This window comes from Streptomyces sp. NPDC001832 (assembly GCF_040297265.1).
Classification (GTDB): Bacteria; Actinomycetota; Actinomycetes; order Streptomycetales; family Streptomycetaceae; genus Streptomyces.
In genome coordinates this window covers 57,095-72,904 of the sequence record NZ_JBEOYU010000003.1, presented here as the reverse complement: position 1 = coordinate 72,904, position 15,810 = coordinate 57,095, and the positions used below count along the sequence as shown (strand labels likewise).

Below are 15,810 nucleotides of genomic sequence, written 5' to 3'. Positions count from 1 at the left end.
GGGGAAGTTACGCGTCGGTAAAAATTGACGCCACATCATCCTTCTAGACAGCTCTTAGCATGACAACACGTCAGGATGCGAGCCGCCCCGGCATCACGGCCTGCGGGCCGAACCTGGCCCGCAGCTGGTCTGCCACCGCCTCGATCTGCCGTGCCCGTTCGTCCACCGGGTCGAACGACAGCTGATGGGCGCTCTTTTCACGGTTCGTCAGCCCTTCGGCGCGCAGCCCGATTCCCCGCACCCTGGCCCGCTGCAGTCCGAACGAGTCATGGATCCGGTACGCGAGTTCGGTGAGCGCCGCGGAGTGTGCGGTGGGCTCCTGGAGCGTACGGCTGCGGGTCAGTGTCGAGTAGCTGGTCCGGTCGGCATAGCGCACGGAGACCGCGAGCGCACGGCACACCTGCCCGTCCCTGCGCATCCGGGCCCCCAGCTCCTCGGTGAGCGACATGAGAGCACGGCGCTGCCGCTCCCGGTCCAGTTCGTCGCGTGGGAAGGACCGTTCGGCGGCGATCGACCGGGCGGCGGCGTTGGGCACAACCGTCGTGCGGTCGATGCCGCGCGCCCGCTCCCACAGTTCACGTCCGGTCCGTACGCCGGTGATCCGCTGCAGGGTGCCGAGCGGGGCCGCAGCGATCCGGCCGACGGAGTCGAGCCCGTATCCGCACAGGGTGCGGGCCGTCGCCGCCCCCACACCGTCCAGCGCGGCAGCCGGTTTGGCCGCGAGGTACTCCGCTCCCCCGCCCCCGGGCACCACGAAGGTCGTCCCGGGCGCGGCCTGCCGCGCCGCCATCCGGGCCAGCATCGGGTTCTCCGCGGCCCCGATCGCGCAGTCCACGCCGTGCAGGGCGAGCGCGCGGATCCGGATCACCGAGGCCAGCCCCTTCACGTCCCGCCCGAAGTAACGCAGCGCGCCGCTCACATCGGCGAGCGCCCCGTCGGGCGGCACCCCCTCGACGACCGGGGTGAACGCACCGAGGAGGGCGAGCAGCCCGGCGTAACCGGCGCTGTCCGGAAGGCCGCCGCCGACCTTGCGGAATCTCAGATACAGGATCCCCGGCTCATCACGTGTATCGCTCATCCCGCACTCCCCGGGGACTGGTGCCACAGCTTCCTTCCGGTGGCGATGCCTTCGCCGGGCGGCTGCAGATCGGACCAGGGGTTCATCTCATACCCGGTGGACATCTGGATGCGTCGGCCGTTGCCGGCGCCCTCAGGAACAGAATCCTCCGCCGGGACCTCCGCCAGCCGGGCCGCGACCGCGTCCAGCCCGCCGGTACGCCGCAGCTCGGCGAGTTCCGCCAGATTCCAGGCGGCCGCGCCGACCACGCTCAGGCTGTGCGGTCCGCGCCGCTGCACCACACCCCGCACCAGCAGCAGCCAGGAGTGGAAGACCGTGTGCGCGCAGGCGGCATGGCTGTCGTCGAAGAAGGCCAGGTCGACCAGGCCCGTACCGTCGTCCAGGGTGGTGAAGATGACCCGGCGGCCGGAGCGGACCGGTGGGGTCTGGGTGGCCGCCTTGGCACCCGCGACCAGCACGGTCTCCCCGTGCCGCGCCTCGCGCAGCCGCTTGGCGGAGACCGCGCCGAGCTCCTTCAGGAACGCATGGTGATCGCCCATCAGATGGCGGGAGACATCCATGCCCAGGACGCCCAGCTCGGCGCTGAGGCGTTCGGCCTCGTTGAGGTCGGGCAGCCCGATGGAGCCGGTCCTGCGCCCCTCGCCGAGCGGGAGCTGCGCGCCGGAGCCGGACCGCGCCCCGGTACTCCGCTGGGCGCGGTGCAGCTCGGACAGATGCAGCAGCAGATCACGCCGGTTGGCGCCGAACGCGTCCAACGCGCCGACCTGGGCCAGTCGTTCGGCGACCGGCTTCCCCGGCCTGGCCCGCTGCCAGAAGTCCAGCAGTGAGGTGAAGGGCTGCCCGGCCTCGATCCGGGCAACCTCGGCCGCACTGATGCCATGGACGTCCGAGAGCGCGAGCCGCACCCCCCAGACCTCCCTCCCCTTCTCACCGTCAGACATCAGTTCGATTCGATGGGTGGCCGCCGACCGGTTCACATCCAGCCCCAGCACCGGCACCCCGCGCCGCCGCGCGTCCGCGAGCAGCAGCCGCTTCGGGTACATTCCCGGGTCATGGGTGAGCAGTCCGGCATAGAAGGCCGCCGGATGGTGCGCCTTGAGCCACGCCGACTGGTACGTCGGCACGGCGAAGGCGACCGCGTGCGCCTTGCAGAATCCGTACGAGCCGAACGCCTCGATGATCTCCCAGGCGTGGGCGATCACTTCGGCGCTGTACTTCTTCGCTGCCGCGTGCTGCGCGAACCAGACCCTGATCCGGCCCTGTGACTCGGGGTCAGAGAGCCCGCGCCGCACCCGGTCGGCCTCGTCCCGGCCGCAGCCTGTCATGATGTCGACCATCTCGATGATCTGCTCATGGAAGACGACCACTCCGTAGGTCTCGCGCAGCGGCCCTTCCAGGTCGGGGTGGGGGTAGCGGACGGGCGCCCGGCCGTGCCTGGCCTCGATGAACGGCCGCACCATGTCGGCGGCGACCGGCCCCGGCCTGAACAGCGAGATGTCGACCACCAGATCGTGGAAGGTGGCGGGTTGGAGCCTGCCGACCAGGTCGCGCTGGCCCGGCGACTCGATCTGGAAGCAGCCCAGTGTCTCGGCGCTCCTGATCAGCCGGTACGTCTCCGGATCGCCCGGCGGTACGGCGTCCAGGTCCACATCCTTCCCCGAGGCCCGCTTCAGCTCGGTGACCGCGTGCGCCATCGCCGACTGCATCCGTACGCCGAGCACATCGAGCTTGAGCAGCCCGAGATCCTCCACGTCCTCCTTGTCGAACTGCGCCATCGGGAAGCCCTCGCCGCTGGTGGGCACGACGGGCGTACGGCGCAGCAGCGTGGCGTCCGAGAGGAGGACCCCGCACGGGTGCATGGCGATACCGCGCGGCAGGCCGTCCAGTGACTCCACCAGTTCCCAGAGCCGCCCGTACTTCTCCTTCTTTGCCGCGACAGCCCGCAGTTCGGGCAGTTCTTCCATGGCCGCGCGGGCGTCGCGGGCCCGGATGTGCGGGAAGGCCTTGGCGAGCCAGTCGGTCTCGGCCGGGTTCATGGACAGTGCCGCGCCGACGTCCCGGATGGCGTGACGCACCCGGTAGGTCTCGGGCATGGCGACGGTCGCGACGCGCTCGGTGCCGAAGCGGCTGATGATCGCGCGGTAGACGTCGAGGCGGCGGGCTGATTCGACGTCGATGTCGATGTCGGGCAGCACGAAGCGGCGCTTGGAGAGGAAGCGTTCCATCAGTAGTCCGTGCTCGGCCGGGTCGGCGTGCGCGATCCCGAGGAGATGGTTGACCAAGGAGCCCGCGCCGGAGCCCCGGGCGGCGACCCTCACCTTCATCGCCCTTACGTCATCCACGACTTGAGCGACCGTCAGGAAGTAGGAAGCGAAACCGTGGTAGGCGATGATGTCCAGCTCCTGGTGCATCCGCTCCCAGTAGTCGCGCCTGCGGTCGTAGCCGCGCAGCACCATTCCGGCGGCGGCGCGGGAGGCCAGTACCCGTTGGGCGGTGCGCCGCCCGGCGCCGACGAGATGCGGTTCGGGAAAGTGGACGGTGCCGAGGCCGATGTCGCCCTCGGGGTCGACGACGCAGGCGTCGGCCGTGCGCCGGGTCTCCGCGAGCAGCCGCGCTCCGCCATCCCTGCCGAGCCCGGCGGCAGCGGCGATCCGCTCGGCGGTCTCCGCCATCGCGCGGGCATCCTTCAGCCACCGCTCGCCACTGTCGAGCGGGGCGCGGCGGGGGTCGACGGGGACCAGACTGCGGGCCGCGTCGAGCACATCGGCGACCGGGCCCTGCCCTGGGTCGGCGTACCGGACGGCATTGCTCAGCACGACCCGTACCCCCTGCTCGGCGGCGAAGCCGACGGTACGGGCGGCGAGCCGCAGCGATCCGGGGCCGGTGCCTTCGCGTCCATGGTGAACGGCTTCGAGGCGCAGGTCGTCGCCGTAGATCTCCCGCCAGGGCGCGAGCAGTACGGCGGCCCGGTCCGGGCGGCCGGCGGCCAGCGCCCTGCCGACGTCGGAGGCGGGGCCGAGCAGCACGGTGAGCCCTTCGGCGGGCAGCCCGGACCGGCCGACCAGGGGCTGCCCGGCACCGGCGGGCGCGGGGGCGTGGGCGTGGGCGGCAGTGACGAGACGGCACAGCTCCGCCCAGCCCTGCGCACCGTCCCGGGCGAGGAAGGTGACCCGGGGTGCGGATTCATCGACGAAGGCACCGCCGCGGACCGGGGTGCGCAGCCGATGTGTACCCCCGCCCTTTCTCGTACGCTCCGCCGCCGCAGGGTCCACCGCGAGCTCCACCCCGAAGAGCGGCCGCACCCCGGCCCTCTCGCAGGCCTTGGCGAAGCGGACCGTACCCGCGAGCGTGTCGCGATCGGTCAGCGCGAGAGCATCCATCCCCCGCTCCGCGGCGCGCTCCGCCAGCCGCTCCGGGTGCGAGGCCCCGTACCGCAGGGAGAACCCGGAGACGGTATGCAGATGCGTGAACTCTGGCATCTGCACCTCCTGGACCGATCCGCACTCACCCCCTCGCTCTCCACCATAGACCAAGTTTCGAACATCCGTACGATACGCGGAGTGCGGGACACACCTCCGGCCCCGGATCGGTGCTCCGGTCAGCCATTCGGCCCGTCCCCACCTGCATGAACGGCCGACGCCCCGGACCGTGGGGGCATGACTTTCGCTGACGAGGTGAAGAACGCCGTCACTCCGCGGGCCGCACTGCTTGTCATCGGTGTGCTCGGACTGCAACTGCTGTTCATCGCGTCCTACGTCGGGGCGCTGCACAAGCCGAAGCCGACGGACGTGCCCTTCGGGGTCGTCGCACCCCAGCGGATGTCCACACAGCTGATCACCGAGCTGAAGAATCTCCCAGGCGGCCCGCTGGACCCCCGTGCGGTCGCCGACGCGGCCACGGCCCGCGAGCAGATCCTGAACCGCGAGATCGACGGCGCTCTGATCGTCAACGCCAGAAGCACGACCGACACCCTGCTGGTCGCCTCCGGCGGGGGTGCCTCGCTGGCCGACACCCTGACGAAGATCATCACGAAGGTCGATCTGACCCGGCACCGCACGGTGCGGACCGTGGACGTGGCACCCGCCTCCAACCAGGACTTCGAAGGACTCTCGTCCTTCTACCTGGTCGTGGGCTGGTGCGTGGGCGGCTACCTCTGCGCCTCGGTCCTGGCGATCAGCGCCGGCGCCAAGCCCGCCAACCGTCAGCGCGCGGTGATCCGGACCGGCGTCATGGTGCTGTACTCCATCGTGGGCGGAATCGGCGGCGCGATCATCATCGGCCCGATCCTCGGCGCCCTGCCCGGAAGCTTCTGGGGCCTGTCGGGGCTGGGAGCGCTGACCGTATTCGCGGTCGGCATGCTCACTCTCGGCCTGCAGGCGCTCACCGGCATCATCGGCATCGGCCTGGCCGTCCTGATCGTGGTGATCGCGGGCAACCCGAGCGCCGGCGGCGCCTTCCCGCTGCCGATGCTCCCGGACTTCTGGCGAACGATCGGCCCCGCGCTGCCGCCCGGGGCGGGCACCTGGGTGGCCCGCTCGATCGCGTACTTCAAGGGCAACGCGGTCACCGGACCACTGCTGGTGCTGTCCGCGTGGGCGGTGGCGGGCACGCTCGTCACACTCCTGATGGCCATGCGCCGCAAACCGGACGACGCCGACGCCCGGCCACCGTTCGGGTCGACGACCGTCTGAGAGGCTGTCGGGTGGCCTCTGAGCCGCACTCCGGCAAGAGTGCCATCGGTTCGTATCCGCAAACGCAGTCCTCTTGCAACCCGATCTTCGGCAACGGCGGGTGGATCGACCAGGACCAACGCTGCACAGCACTGTCACTGACATGACATACGATGCGCACACCTGTTCGCAACTCTTCCGTTTGAGGACCCTTACGTCATGTCTCTCGGTGTCACGTCCCGTTCCCTGCGCGGTATATCCGCTGCCGTAGCCCTGCTCTCGGTCGGAGCGGTGGGATGCTCCGAAGCCCTCGACAGCGCTGAGGCCGGCGCCAAGAAAGTGGTTCGCCAGCGATCGGTCTTCTCGCTCGCGACCGGCGACTGCTACAACCCGAACAGTGGGAAGCCCGAGGGCGAGGAGCTCAGCGTCGAGGTCGTGCCGTGCAAGGAACCGCACGAGGGCCAGGTCGTCGGTGACTTCAAGATCGACGGGGAGTCGGCGTACCCCGGTGAGGATAAAACCGCACAGATCGCCGACGAAAGATGCCCGGTCGAGGCTCAGAAGTTCACCCCCGACACCTGGGCCCTGCCCAAGGGCGTCGACGTCTACTACTACTACCCCACCAAGGAGAGCTGGGCGACGGGCGATCGGGCCGTGAGCTGCACCTACGCCAAGGAATCGGGCACGTTCTCCGGTTCGCTGAAGAGCGAGTCCCTGAACGCCGACCAGCTCGCGTACCTGAAGGGTTCGAACGCCGTCTACGAGGCACTGTGGACGAACCAGCCCGAAGCGGAGCAGGTCGAGGACGACTTGGCCGGCTACAAGAAGCAGGCCAAAGCCGTCGCCACCGCGCTCGACACCCACGTCGCGGCCCTGAAGAACATTCAGCAGCCGGAGACCGTCAAGCTCCATGCACAGCTGAAGGAGACCGCCGCTGCGTGGAAACAGGCCGCTTCGGCCGGTGACGCGGACGCCTTCTACCTCGCCTACGACAAGGCCTTCACCGGCATCAACCCGGACAAGACGGTCGCCGCCCGCAAGGAGCTGAAGCTCGCCACCACCGTCCCGGCCGACGACGCCGAGGTCTGGGCCGGCTGATTTGATCGGATCACGCCGTCCGGCCGGGCCCTTGCCGGACGGCGTGGGCCACGTGTGGCCCGCTCATGTCACCGTTGCTGGGTGGACGCGCACGCCGGGGCGCCTGTGGTGCAGGCGCCCCGGCATCGGTCAGCGGCGGATCTGGTAGGCGCGGGTCACCGTCTGCTCGATGGTGTTGCCATCGGCATCGGTGGCCTGCACGCGCAGCGACACGAAGCCCGCGTTCGCGGGGTTGCCGATCGTGCCGTTGAGGCCGTCGTCGAGGCGGACCTGCCGCCAGTTGGTGCCGTCGTCGTACGAGGCCCACAGCTTCGCCCCGGCGAGCTTCAGACCGTTCAGGCCCTTGGGGTAGCGCACGCCCAGTCCGATGCTGGTGGTGGAGTGCGGCCGGGCGCTGTTGGCCTGGTCGACGTCGAGTCGGTAGTCGACCGACAGGACGGGGAGCAGGGTCAGTCCTTCCTTCCACTCGGAGTGGAAGCGCCAGTCGGTGCGCACCTCGGTGGAAGTCGTCCAGCCCGGGGCGTCCCGCTTCACGTCGGTGACCACGCGGTATTCGGCGCGCTGTGCCGTCATCGGGAAGGCGACGGGCGCCGAACGGACGCTGCCGAGGAGCTGGCCGTCCCGGTAGACAGTGGACAGCGCCTTGTCGCTGCCGGCTTCGGCGGAGAAGGCCTGGTCCGGCGCGGTGTCGAGCAGACCGCCCGACGCCACCACACCGACATCGCCCCGCCGGACGGCCGAGTTGGACTGTGCGTCCGGCAGCGCGGTGCGGACCACGGCCTTGTTCCAGTCGCGGTGCACGCGCTGTCCGGCCTTGAGCGTCGAGGTGTTCGTCAGCTTCCAAGAGCCGTCCGACGTCCACACGGGACCTGCCTTCACCGCTTCCCAGGTGGGTATGTCCGCGGAGACGTACTCGGTCCGGGAGCGCGGCAGGACCACCCGGTCGAAGCCGAAGTACGCCGTCGGCTGCATCGGCGAGCGCGTCAGCCGGGCGTATCCGCCTTCGGTGGCCGGCGTCGAGGCGTGGAACGAGGATTCCACGGTGGCCAGTTCCTCGTCGCGTACCCGATAACGCTGGTCGGCGGGGATGCCGCCCTTGCGGTACTTCAGCAGCTCGTAGGAGTACGGGCTCACCGCCGTACCGGAGATCCTGATCACGGCGTTGTCCAGGGCCGCAAGCTCCTCGCCCTGGGTGCCGGAGAGGGTCATCGCCGGAATCTTGGTGGCCGTCGAGCCCCAGTTGCCTGCGAGCCAGTTCTCGGGGATGTCGTTGTAGATGAGGATGGCGAGCGCACCGGCGTTCGCGGCATCGTCGACCTGCTCTCGCACCGTGCGCTCGGCGCTCCGCTTCACCAGGGCGAGCTTGCCCCGGACGTCCTCGCCGGCCTTCGCCACGCGCAGGACACGGGTGCCGTCGATACGTGCGGAGCCCGTCCAGCCCTCGAGGTAGGCCGCGTCCAGGGTCCGGTTGCCGTGCCCGACGAGGCGGGCGTCGAGTGCGGGTGCGCCGAGCGACCAGCCGACGCGCGATTCGAAGCGCTCGTTCGTGGTCTGCGACGGGATGGAGTACACGGCCGTCTCGCCGTCCAGCCACGTCTCGCGGTCATAGACGAGGTCGTCCTCCACGGCCTGGAAGTTCAGACCGATGCGGGCGCGGTTGGTCTCCGTCGGCCGGGAGGTGGTCATGGTGACCGGGCCGGCCTTGGCGCCGTCCAGGGTGAAGGTCCGATCGGATTCGATCATCGTGCCCGGCTGGGCGGCGTAGGTGTACTCCTCCAGCCGGCTCCAGTCGGAGTTGTAGTGGAAGATCTCCGAGATGAAGGCGTGCTCGCCGCGCGGTACCCGCACCACGACGGTCCCGTCCGCTGCGACCGGGTACGTCTCGGGCAGTCCGTAGCCACCCAGCTGCCAGGCGGTGACCGCGGCGATGCCGCTCGTCGGCTTGCCGTCGCGGTCGAGCACCTTCAGCGTGACGTCGAAGCGCTGTACGTCCCGGCCGAAGCCGACCGCCGTCACTGCCGCCGTCCGTCCGTCGGCGGAGACCGCGGTGATGTGCGCGCCGTGGGATCCGGTCGTCACGCCGACGGTGTTGAGGTTGAGGTCGACCTCGGCGGTGCCGTGCGCGGGCACGGTCACCGAGTCTGCCCCCAGGCTGAGCACTCCGGCCGGCAGTTCCTCGCCCGCGTTCTCGACCTTCAGGGCGAGAATGACCGGCTGGTCGCCGTCGTTGACGTACTCGATCTTCTTCCCGACCGGGGCGGTGGCATCCCAGTCCCGCAGTCCGAAGTCGACCGTACCGCTGGCCGATACGGGCTGCCGGAGTGCGCGTGCCACGTCCACGCGGCCGGCGCCCTGGGCGTAGACGGAGGTGGCGGCGGTGGTCTTGGCCGTACTGATCAGCTGGCTCTTCAAACGGGCCGCTGTCCAGTCGGGGTGGCGCTGCGCGAGGATCGCGGCGGCGCCGGCCACGTGCGGCGTGGCCATGGAGGTGCCACTCGCGGTGGTGTACGAGCCGTCCACCGGTGTGCCCATCGTCGTGCCGGCGGCGCGGGCGGCGGCAATCCGTGAGCCCGGCGCGGTGATCTCCGGCTTGAGCCCGCCGTTACCGCCTCGTGGGCCCCGGCTGGAGAAGTCGGTGACCGCGTCGGTGGAGTCCACGGCGCCGACCGTCAGGGCCGCGTCGGCGGCTCCGGGTGAGCCGACGGACTTCGCAGCGGGGCCGCTGTTGCCCGCCGCGATGGTGAACAGCACGCCGGTCTGCGCCGTCAGTTCATTGACCGCCATCGACATGGGGTCGGTACCGTCGGCGCCCTCCCCACCGCCCAGGCTCATGGAGATGACCTTCGCCCCCGAGTGCGCGGCCCAGTCCATCCCTTCGATGATCGAGGATTCCGAGCCGCTGCCGCTGTCGTCGAGCACCTTGCCCACGATCAGTCCGGCACCCGGTGCCACGCCCCGGTACTTCCCGCCGGAGGCGGCTCCGCTTCCCAGGATGGTGGAGGCGACGTGGGTGCCGTGGCCGTGGCCGTCGCGCGCCGTCTCGCCGGGGACGAAGCTGCGGCTTTCCACGATGCGGTCGACGAGGTCGGGGTGGGTGGCGTCGACACCGGTGTCCAGCACCGCGACCTTCACGCCGGTGCCGTCGAAACCGTCCTTCCACGCCTCCGGGGCGCCGATCTGCGGGACGCTCCTGTCGAGAAGCGCCTTGACCTGCCCGTCCAGCCAGAGGCGCTGGACGCCGCCCGACAGGCGGGCCTTGGGGGTACCTGCGCGGGCGCTGTCGTCGTCGACGGCCTCCCAGAACGCGGCACCCTTGCGCTTGTCGGCGCTGACGGCGGCTCCGCGTACGCCGGGGAGTTTCCGTGTGATGCGGGCTTGGCCGGGTGCGGTGTCCTTGGCGCCGGACGCGTAGCGCACGATCATCGGGGTCGACGCGTGGTGGGCGTCGTCGTATCCCTGGGCGATGAGCTGGGTGACGTTGAACAGCCGGCTGTCCACCTGGCCGTTGTGCACCAGCGCTTCGACGTCGCGCGGGATCACGTACACATCGGTGCCGACGGTGTACGTCCGCAGCTCGGCCGCACTGCGGTGGTACGGGGTGATGTTGACGGCGAGGGTCTTGCCCGCCTTCATGGCCACCGTCACCTGGTCTCCGGTGACAAGGGTGACCTTCGCAGTGCGAACTTCTGCTCGGGACGGGGTGGTTACCGCGACCTCCCCGGTCTTCGGTGCGGGGGTGGCACCGTACACCAGGCCGCCGCCGGCCACGGTGGTGGCCAAGGTGGTCGCCAAGGTGAAGCTGAGCAATGCGGCTCTTCGCCTGAAACGCATGCTGAACGCTCTCCTTCCGCCGGCAGGGAGGGTTCCGCGACCGGCGGGTCAAGCCTCGGCAGGAAGGGGCACCGACGCTACGGCCGCGCCTGACGAAGAAGTGACATGTCCGCTCGCCGCCACATTGCGCGTATCGAAGACAGATGGTCGTCGTGCGTGATAGCGCGGACATCATCCCGGTGTGCGGGTGTGGTTAGATCACGCTGTGTCCGGTGGGTGGTACATCGGTTGGGGTGGGGGGCGTCGTGAGAGGCGGACACATGCTGGAGGCCGCGGGGATCGGGGCGGGGGAGGAGCGGGTGTACCGCTTCCTCATCGGGGTGCGTGAGGCTGATGCCGCGGTGATCGCGGAGCAGCTGGGGCTTGAAGTGGCGCAGGCACAAAGGCTGTTGGCCTCGCTCCACGACAAGGGGCTGGTGGGGCGGGTGGCCGTTTCGCCGGCGCGGGACGCGGTGCGCTATGTGCCGGTGGCGCCCGATGCGGCGCTGCGTCCGCTGCTGCTGCGTGGGCATGAGGCGCTGGAGGCGGCGCGGCGGGGGGTGGAGCAGCTCACCGAGGAGTACTGGGCCGGGGGGCGGCGGCATGACGCGGGGCAGCTTGTCGAGGTGATCACGGGGGCGAGTGTGATCCGGCAGCGGCTGCGTCATATGGCGTACGGGGCCAGTGAGATGCGGTGGCTCTGCAAGGCCGGCCATGTGGCCATGCCCGCGGCGGAGAACGTCGAGGAGTGGGAGCTGCTCGCCCGTGGGGTGCGGTACGAGGCTGTCTACGAGCGCGCTCTGCTGGAGGAGCCCGGCATGGTCGACAACGTTGCCCGGAGCATCCGTGCGGGTGAGCAGGCGCGGGCTACCGGGACGCTGCCGGTGCGGATGGTGATCGCGGACGGTTCGATCGCCATCTGCCCGCTGATGCCGGGCGGTTCGGGTGGTTCGCTGGGTGAACCGACGGCCGCGGTGGTGCGCGGCAGCAGCCTGCTCGACGCGCTGATCGCGCTGTTCGAGAGCGAGTGGGCGGCGGCGTCGCCGCTGCACGTCACGGACTCCGGTGAGCTGGCCGGCTTCGGCGGCAGTCCGCGGCCCGGTGCGAACGTCGCCGACGACGAGCGGTATCTGCTGTCCCTGGTCGTCGCCGGCGTCGCGGACAAGGCGATCGCCTCGCAGCTACGCGTCAGCCAGCGAACGGTGCAGCGCCGGATACAGGTGCTGATGCAGCGCGCCGGCGCCGCGACGCGTACGCAGTTGGTGTGGCAGGCGGCGCGGCGGGGGTGGCTGTCGTGAGAGGGGGGCTGTCATGAGATACGAGCCGCTGCTCTCCGGCAGCCCCACCGGCCGCATCGACACCCGCCCGTTCTCGTTGTCCGACGCCCCCGATGCCTTGTTCTTCATACCGGCCATCCCCGGCGTCCCGAATGAAACCGCCTCCGCTTACTCCACCACGGCGACCTCCGCCCAGACCGTCTTGGTGAACGCGTCGCGGACGATGCAGCCCCAACGGTTCGCGTAGGCCTCGACGAGCAGCAGACCGCGGCCCGATGTCGTATCGGCGGACGCCGGCCCCGCTGTCGGCGTGGGCGGCAAGCACTCCGGGCGGGTGTCGGTCACCTCGATACGAAGAGCGTGGGGCAGGAGGAGGAGCGTCAGCCTGAAGTCGCGTCCGGGGAGGCGGCCGTGAGTGATGGCATTGGCTGCCAGCTCGACAGTGACGAGGGCGACGGTTCGAGCGGTCTCGGAGTCGTACGAACTACCGCACCACTCGATGAGCTGCTGGACGGCGAGGGTACGGGCCAGCCGAGCGCCACGTGGAGTGCTGCTGAGGCAGAGGCTGAACTCGGGTGCCGGGGTGAGTGGTTCACGGGTGCTTCCCTGTTGCTTCACGACGTCATCGTGGAACTCCAAGGATGTCGCTGACCAGGTGCGACGGCCGTACGACAAATCGGTGGTACGGGCCGCGCGGAGAGATGCCCTCCTGAGTTGTACGGGTCCTGTACGTGCGTCGTACGGGGCGGGGGCCGTGTCCCAGGAAAAGGCTCATCCGTTGAACCTTGCCCAGTTGCAATGGAGTTGAGGGGAGCCACGGTGGGCAGCGGCGATGTGGCGGGAACGACCTCGGAGAGGGCGTGAGGACAGTGCGGGATATGCGGAACGGCCGCGCGACAACGCCGAAGGTGAAGGAGGAGAACGACCTGCCGGGCGTGTGGGCGGCTTACGGCAAACTCCTCCAGCATCTGCGCAAGCGAGCCGAGTTGAGCCAGCAGGCGCTTGGGGATGCGATCGGCTACTCACTGGAGCAGGTCGCTTCGGTCGAGCAGGGACGACGACCGGCGAAGGAAGCGTTCACGATGGCGGCGGACCGGGTGCTGGCGGCAGGTGGCGTGCTGGAGGTGCTCCAGGACGAGGTGGACCGGGCGAAGCTGCCGAAGTTCTTCCGCAACTTCGCGCTCATCGAGGCGGAGGTGGCGAGCCGGTTCTCATACGATCCGCTGCTGGTGCCGGGGCTGTTGCAGACGGAGGCGTACGCACGAGCGGTGTTCGCGGGGCACTGTCCGCCGCTGAGCGAGGAGATCGTCGACCAGCACACGGAGGCGCGGCTGGCCAGGCAGAAGCTGCTGACGCGGAACCCGCTGGCGGAGCTGTCGTTCATCATCTGTGAGGAGGCGCTGCGGAACCCGGTGAGCAGCGAGGAGGTCATGCGTGGGCAATGGCAACGCCTGTTGGAGGTGGGCGCGATGCGGAATGTGGAAGTTCAGGTCATGCCCGCCGCGCCGGGGTTCCACGCGGGCCTGAACGGGCCGTTTGTAGTGCTGCAAACGAAGGAGCTTCAGCACCTCGGATACATCGAGTCGCAGGAAGTCGGGTGCGTCGTCCGTGATGCGGCAGAGGTCAGCGCCTTCGGGTTGCGATATGGCAAGCTGCGGGCGCGGGCTCTGAACGGCGTGGAGTCTGCGCGGTTCATTGAACGGCTGGTGGGAGGAACATGAGCGTGGAGCAGGTTTCCGAGAACGTGGACGGGCTGCGCTGGTTCAAGAGCAGCTACAGCGGGTCGGGCGGTGGAGACTGCGTGGAGGTGGCCACCTGCCACGACGCCGTGCACGTACGGGACTCGAAGGTTGCGGGCGGCGGGCCGGTGCTGCGGGTCAGCCGGGGCGAGTGGGCGGCGTTCCTGTCGCTTGCGGCCGGATAGTGCCGGCCAGGCTGCCTGGACACAACAACGGGCTCGCTCACGTCTTGAGGTGATGCGGGCGAGCCCGTTGTCATGCCTGGCTGCTCAGAACAGAGCGTCCTCGGCACCCTCACCGAAATCCGTGCCACCTCGCGCCGCGAGGTCGGACCCGGCAAGTCTCTACCCGACTACACTGTGGCGCCTGGAGGCGACCTCAGGGGGACACCCTGCTCAGCGAGATCCTCAAACCGAACAAGGGTTTGGTCCATCTGGCGATCTGCCGGAAGCACTGTGACCCGCGGCGCTGAGGAGCACGATATGACCTACTACCCCGACCTCTCCCCTTACTCCTACGACCAGTCATCGCGCGACATGCTCAATGTCGGATGGCTGTCGATACAGCACCAGTACGTCAAGGGGCTGGTGGACGAGCGCGTACTGGACGCTCTGAAGGTCCTCTCCAGCGCCTACGAGAACCAGATGCGCGGCATCCACCACTGTGAGTTCTGCGATGCAGACCGTCCTTTCGTCTTCGGCGGGCCGACCGGAGAAGCGAAGGTCTGGCTCGGCTCGGCTGAAATTCGAGTCGAAGGGGCGGACGGGACTTGCTATGCCGCGCCGGACCTGGTGATCCACTACATCACGGAGCACTGGTACTGCCCGCCTGAGGAGTTCTGCCAGGCCGCCGTACGGGCCGCGGGGTTCGAGGGTGTCGATGAACTGACCCTTGCCGAGTAACGCACAACGGGTTGCTGCCGGCTCGGGCAGCTCAACATAAGCAAGGGGAAGCCGGGAACTGCCGCGCCTGTGCGGTGGCAGTTGACCACCTGCTTGCCGAGGGAGCTCCATCCTCGGCGCCTGGAGGACTCGGGGCGGGCCCCACCACACCGCTCGAAGCCGTGTCGAAGTCCAAGCCACCTCGCGCGGGCTGCTCCTTGCCGGTCAAGTCCAAGTCCAACGCACAGTGCCAAAGAGCACTTTGATGGGCCATCATCGAATCGGCGGAAAAAGTCGGGCAACATGCGGTGCCCGCACCATACGGAGGAGGCGCCAAGTGCGTAATCGGGTGCGCGCAACGGACGGGCGGCATCTGGTGGTGGAGCGTCTGGGAGATCCCTGCGGCAGACCGGTCTTCCTGCTGCACGGAATGCCCGGCAGCAGGCTCGGTCCGGCTCCGCGCGGCATGGTGCTGTACCAGCGCAAGACACAGCTGATCACCTATGACCGACCGGGCTACGGCGACTCCGACCGGCTGCCGGGCCGCCGTGTCGCCGATGTCGTTCAGGACGTACAGGCCATCGCGGACCACCTGGGGCTGGAGCGGTTCGCCGTGGTGGGCCGGTCCGGTGGCGCTCCGCACGCGCTGGCCTGCGCCGCGCTGATGCCCGAGCGGGTCACCCGTACCGCCGCACTGGTCGCGCTGGCTCCCTGGGGCGCCGACGGCCTCGACTGGTTCGACGGGATGGCCGCCTCCAATGTGCTGGCATACTCCACCGCGGCGGCCGATCCGGACGGGCTCGCGGAGTCGTTCATCTCACGGTCGGCGGTGATCAGGAAGAACCCGGTCAGGCTCATCGACGATCTGCGCCGGGAGCTGACCGACTCCGACCGGATGGTGGTCAACGACGCCGGGGTCCGCAGCATGCTGCTGCGCAACTACCGTGAGGGGCTGCGCACTTCGGCATGGGGATGGATCGACGACGCGATCGCGTTCAGCCGTCCGTGGGGGTTCGACCCTGCGGACATCACGGGTCCGGTGATGCTGTGGCACGGCGAGAAGGATGTGTTCTCGCCGGTGGGCCACTCCCGCTGGCTGGCCGAGCGCATCCCGAACTCCACCGTCGTGGTGGAACCGGCGGCCGCGCACTTCGACGCGCTGCAGATCTTGCCCACGATCCTCAACTGGCTGCTGGAGCCAGCTGTTTGCTGAAAAACGAACAGAGAAAGGGAGCGTCCGGTGGCGGCCGGACGCTC

At 69.4% G+C, this 15,810-nt stretch carries 11 protein-coding genes; 7 read left to right on the top strand and 4 right to left on the bottom strand.

What is annotated here, in order from left to right:
* Positions 1–70 precede the first annotated feature (70 nt).
* Positions 71–1,078, bottom strand: a complete 1,008-nt coding sequence (locus ABT115_RS03915; RefSeq protein ID WP_351783736.1) for a DNA polymerase Y family protein — start codon at positions 1,076–1,078, stop codon at positions 71–73.
* Complete coding sequence (locus ABT115_RS03910) at positions 1,075–4,557, bottom strand: DNA polymerase III subunit alpha (protein WP_351783734.1); 3,483 nt, start codon at positions 4,555–4,557, stop codon at positions 1,075–1,077. The genes ABT115_RS03915 and ABT115_RS03910 overlap by 4 nt, the downstream gene beginning before the upstream one ends.
* A gap of 177 nt (positions 4,558–4,734) precedes the next feature.
* On the opposite strand from ABT115_RS03910, the gene ABT115_RS03905 reads away from it, so the two are divergent.
* Positions 4,735–5,769 (top strand): ABC-2 transporter permease, encoded by a 1,035-nt coding sequence (locus ABT115_RS03905; protein ID WP_351783732.1) that lies wholly within the window; start codon positions 4,735–4,737, stop codon positions 5,767–5,769.
* 198 nt (positions 5,770–5,967) lie between these two features.
* Positions 5,968–6,846: a septum formation family protein gene (locus ABT115_RS03900; protein ID WP_351783730.1), complete on the top strand. Its 879-nt coding sequence runs from the start codon at positions 5,968–5,970 to the stop codon at positions 6,844–6,846.
* A gap of 129 nt (positions 6,847–6,975) precedes the next feature.
* Here the strand turns inward: ABT115_RS03900 and ABT115_RS03895 are convergent, their stop codons facing one another.
* The gene (locus ABT115_RS03895; protein ID WP_351783728.1) at positions 6,976–10,677 is read right to left on the bottom strand and encodes a S8 family serine peptidase; all 3,702 of its coding nucleotides are present in this window, start codon (positions 10,675–10,677) and stop codon (positions 6,976–6,978) included.
* 260 nt (positions 10,678–10,937) lie between these two features.
* On the opposite strand from ABT115_RS03895, the gene ABT115_RS03890 reads away from it, so the two are divergent.
* A complete protein-coding gene (locus tag ABT115_RS03890; RefSeq protein WP_351783726.1) occupies positions 10,938–11,954 on the top strand; it encodes a helix-turn-helix domain-containing protein in 1,017 nt (338 codons plus the stop codon).
* Positions 11,955–12,101: 147 nt separating this feature from the next.
* Here ABT115_RS03890 and ABT115_RS03885 read toward each other — a convergent pair whose 3' ends face one another.
* On the bottom strand, positions 12,102–12,551 hold the full coding sequence (locus ABT115_RS03885; protein ID WP_351783724.1) for an ATP-binding protein: 450 nt from the start codon (positions 12,549–12,551) through the stop codon (positions 12,102–12,104).
* Between the two features lie 260 nt (positions 12,552–12,811).
* Between ABT115_RS03885 and ABT115_RS03880 the strand changes: the two genes are divergently transcribed.
* The 4 genes from ABT115_RS03880 (at position 12,812) to ABT115_RS03865 (ending at position 15,766) form a co-directional block, all read left to right on the top strand.
* The gene (locus ABT115_RS03880) at positions 12,812–13,654 is read left to right on the top strand and encodes a helix-turn-helix domain-containing protein (RefSeq protein ID WP_351783722.1); all 843 of its coding nucleotides are present in this window, start codon (positions 12,812–12,814) and stop codon (positions 13,652–13,654) included.
* Entirely contained in the window at positions 13,651–13,857 is a 207-nt protein-coding gene (locus tag ABT115_RS03875; RefSeq protein ID WP_351783720.1) for a DUF397 domain-containing protein, read from the top strand. The genes ABT115_RS03880 and ABT115_RS03875 overlap by 4 nt, the downstream gene beginning before the upstream one ends.
* 297 nt (positions 13,858–14,154) lie before the next feature.
* Entirely contained in the window at positions 14,155–14,574 is a 420-nt protein-coding gene (locus ABT115_RS03870) for a DUF7919 family protein (protein ID WP_351783718.1), read from the top strand.
* Positions 14,575–14,890: 316 nt separating this feature from the next.
* The gene (locus tag ABT115_RS03865; RefSeq protein ID WP_351783716.1) at positions 14,891–15,766 is read left to right on the top strand and encodes an alpha/beta fold hydrolase; all 876 of its coding nucleotides are present in this window, start codon (positions 14,891–14,893) and stop codon (positions 15,764–15,766) included.
* Positions 15,767–15,810 lie beyond the last annotated feature (44 nt).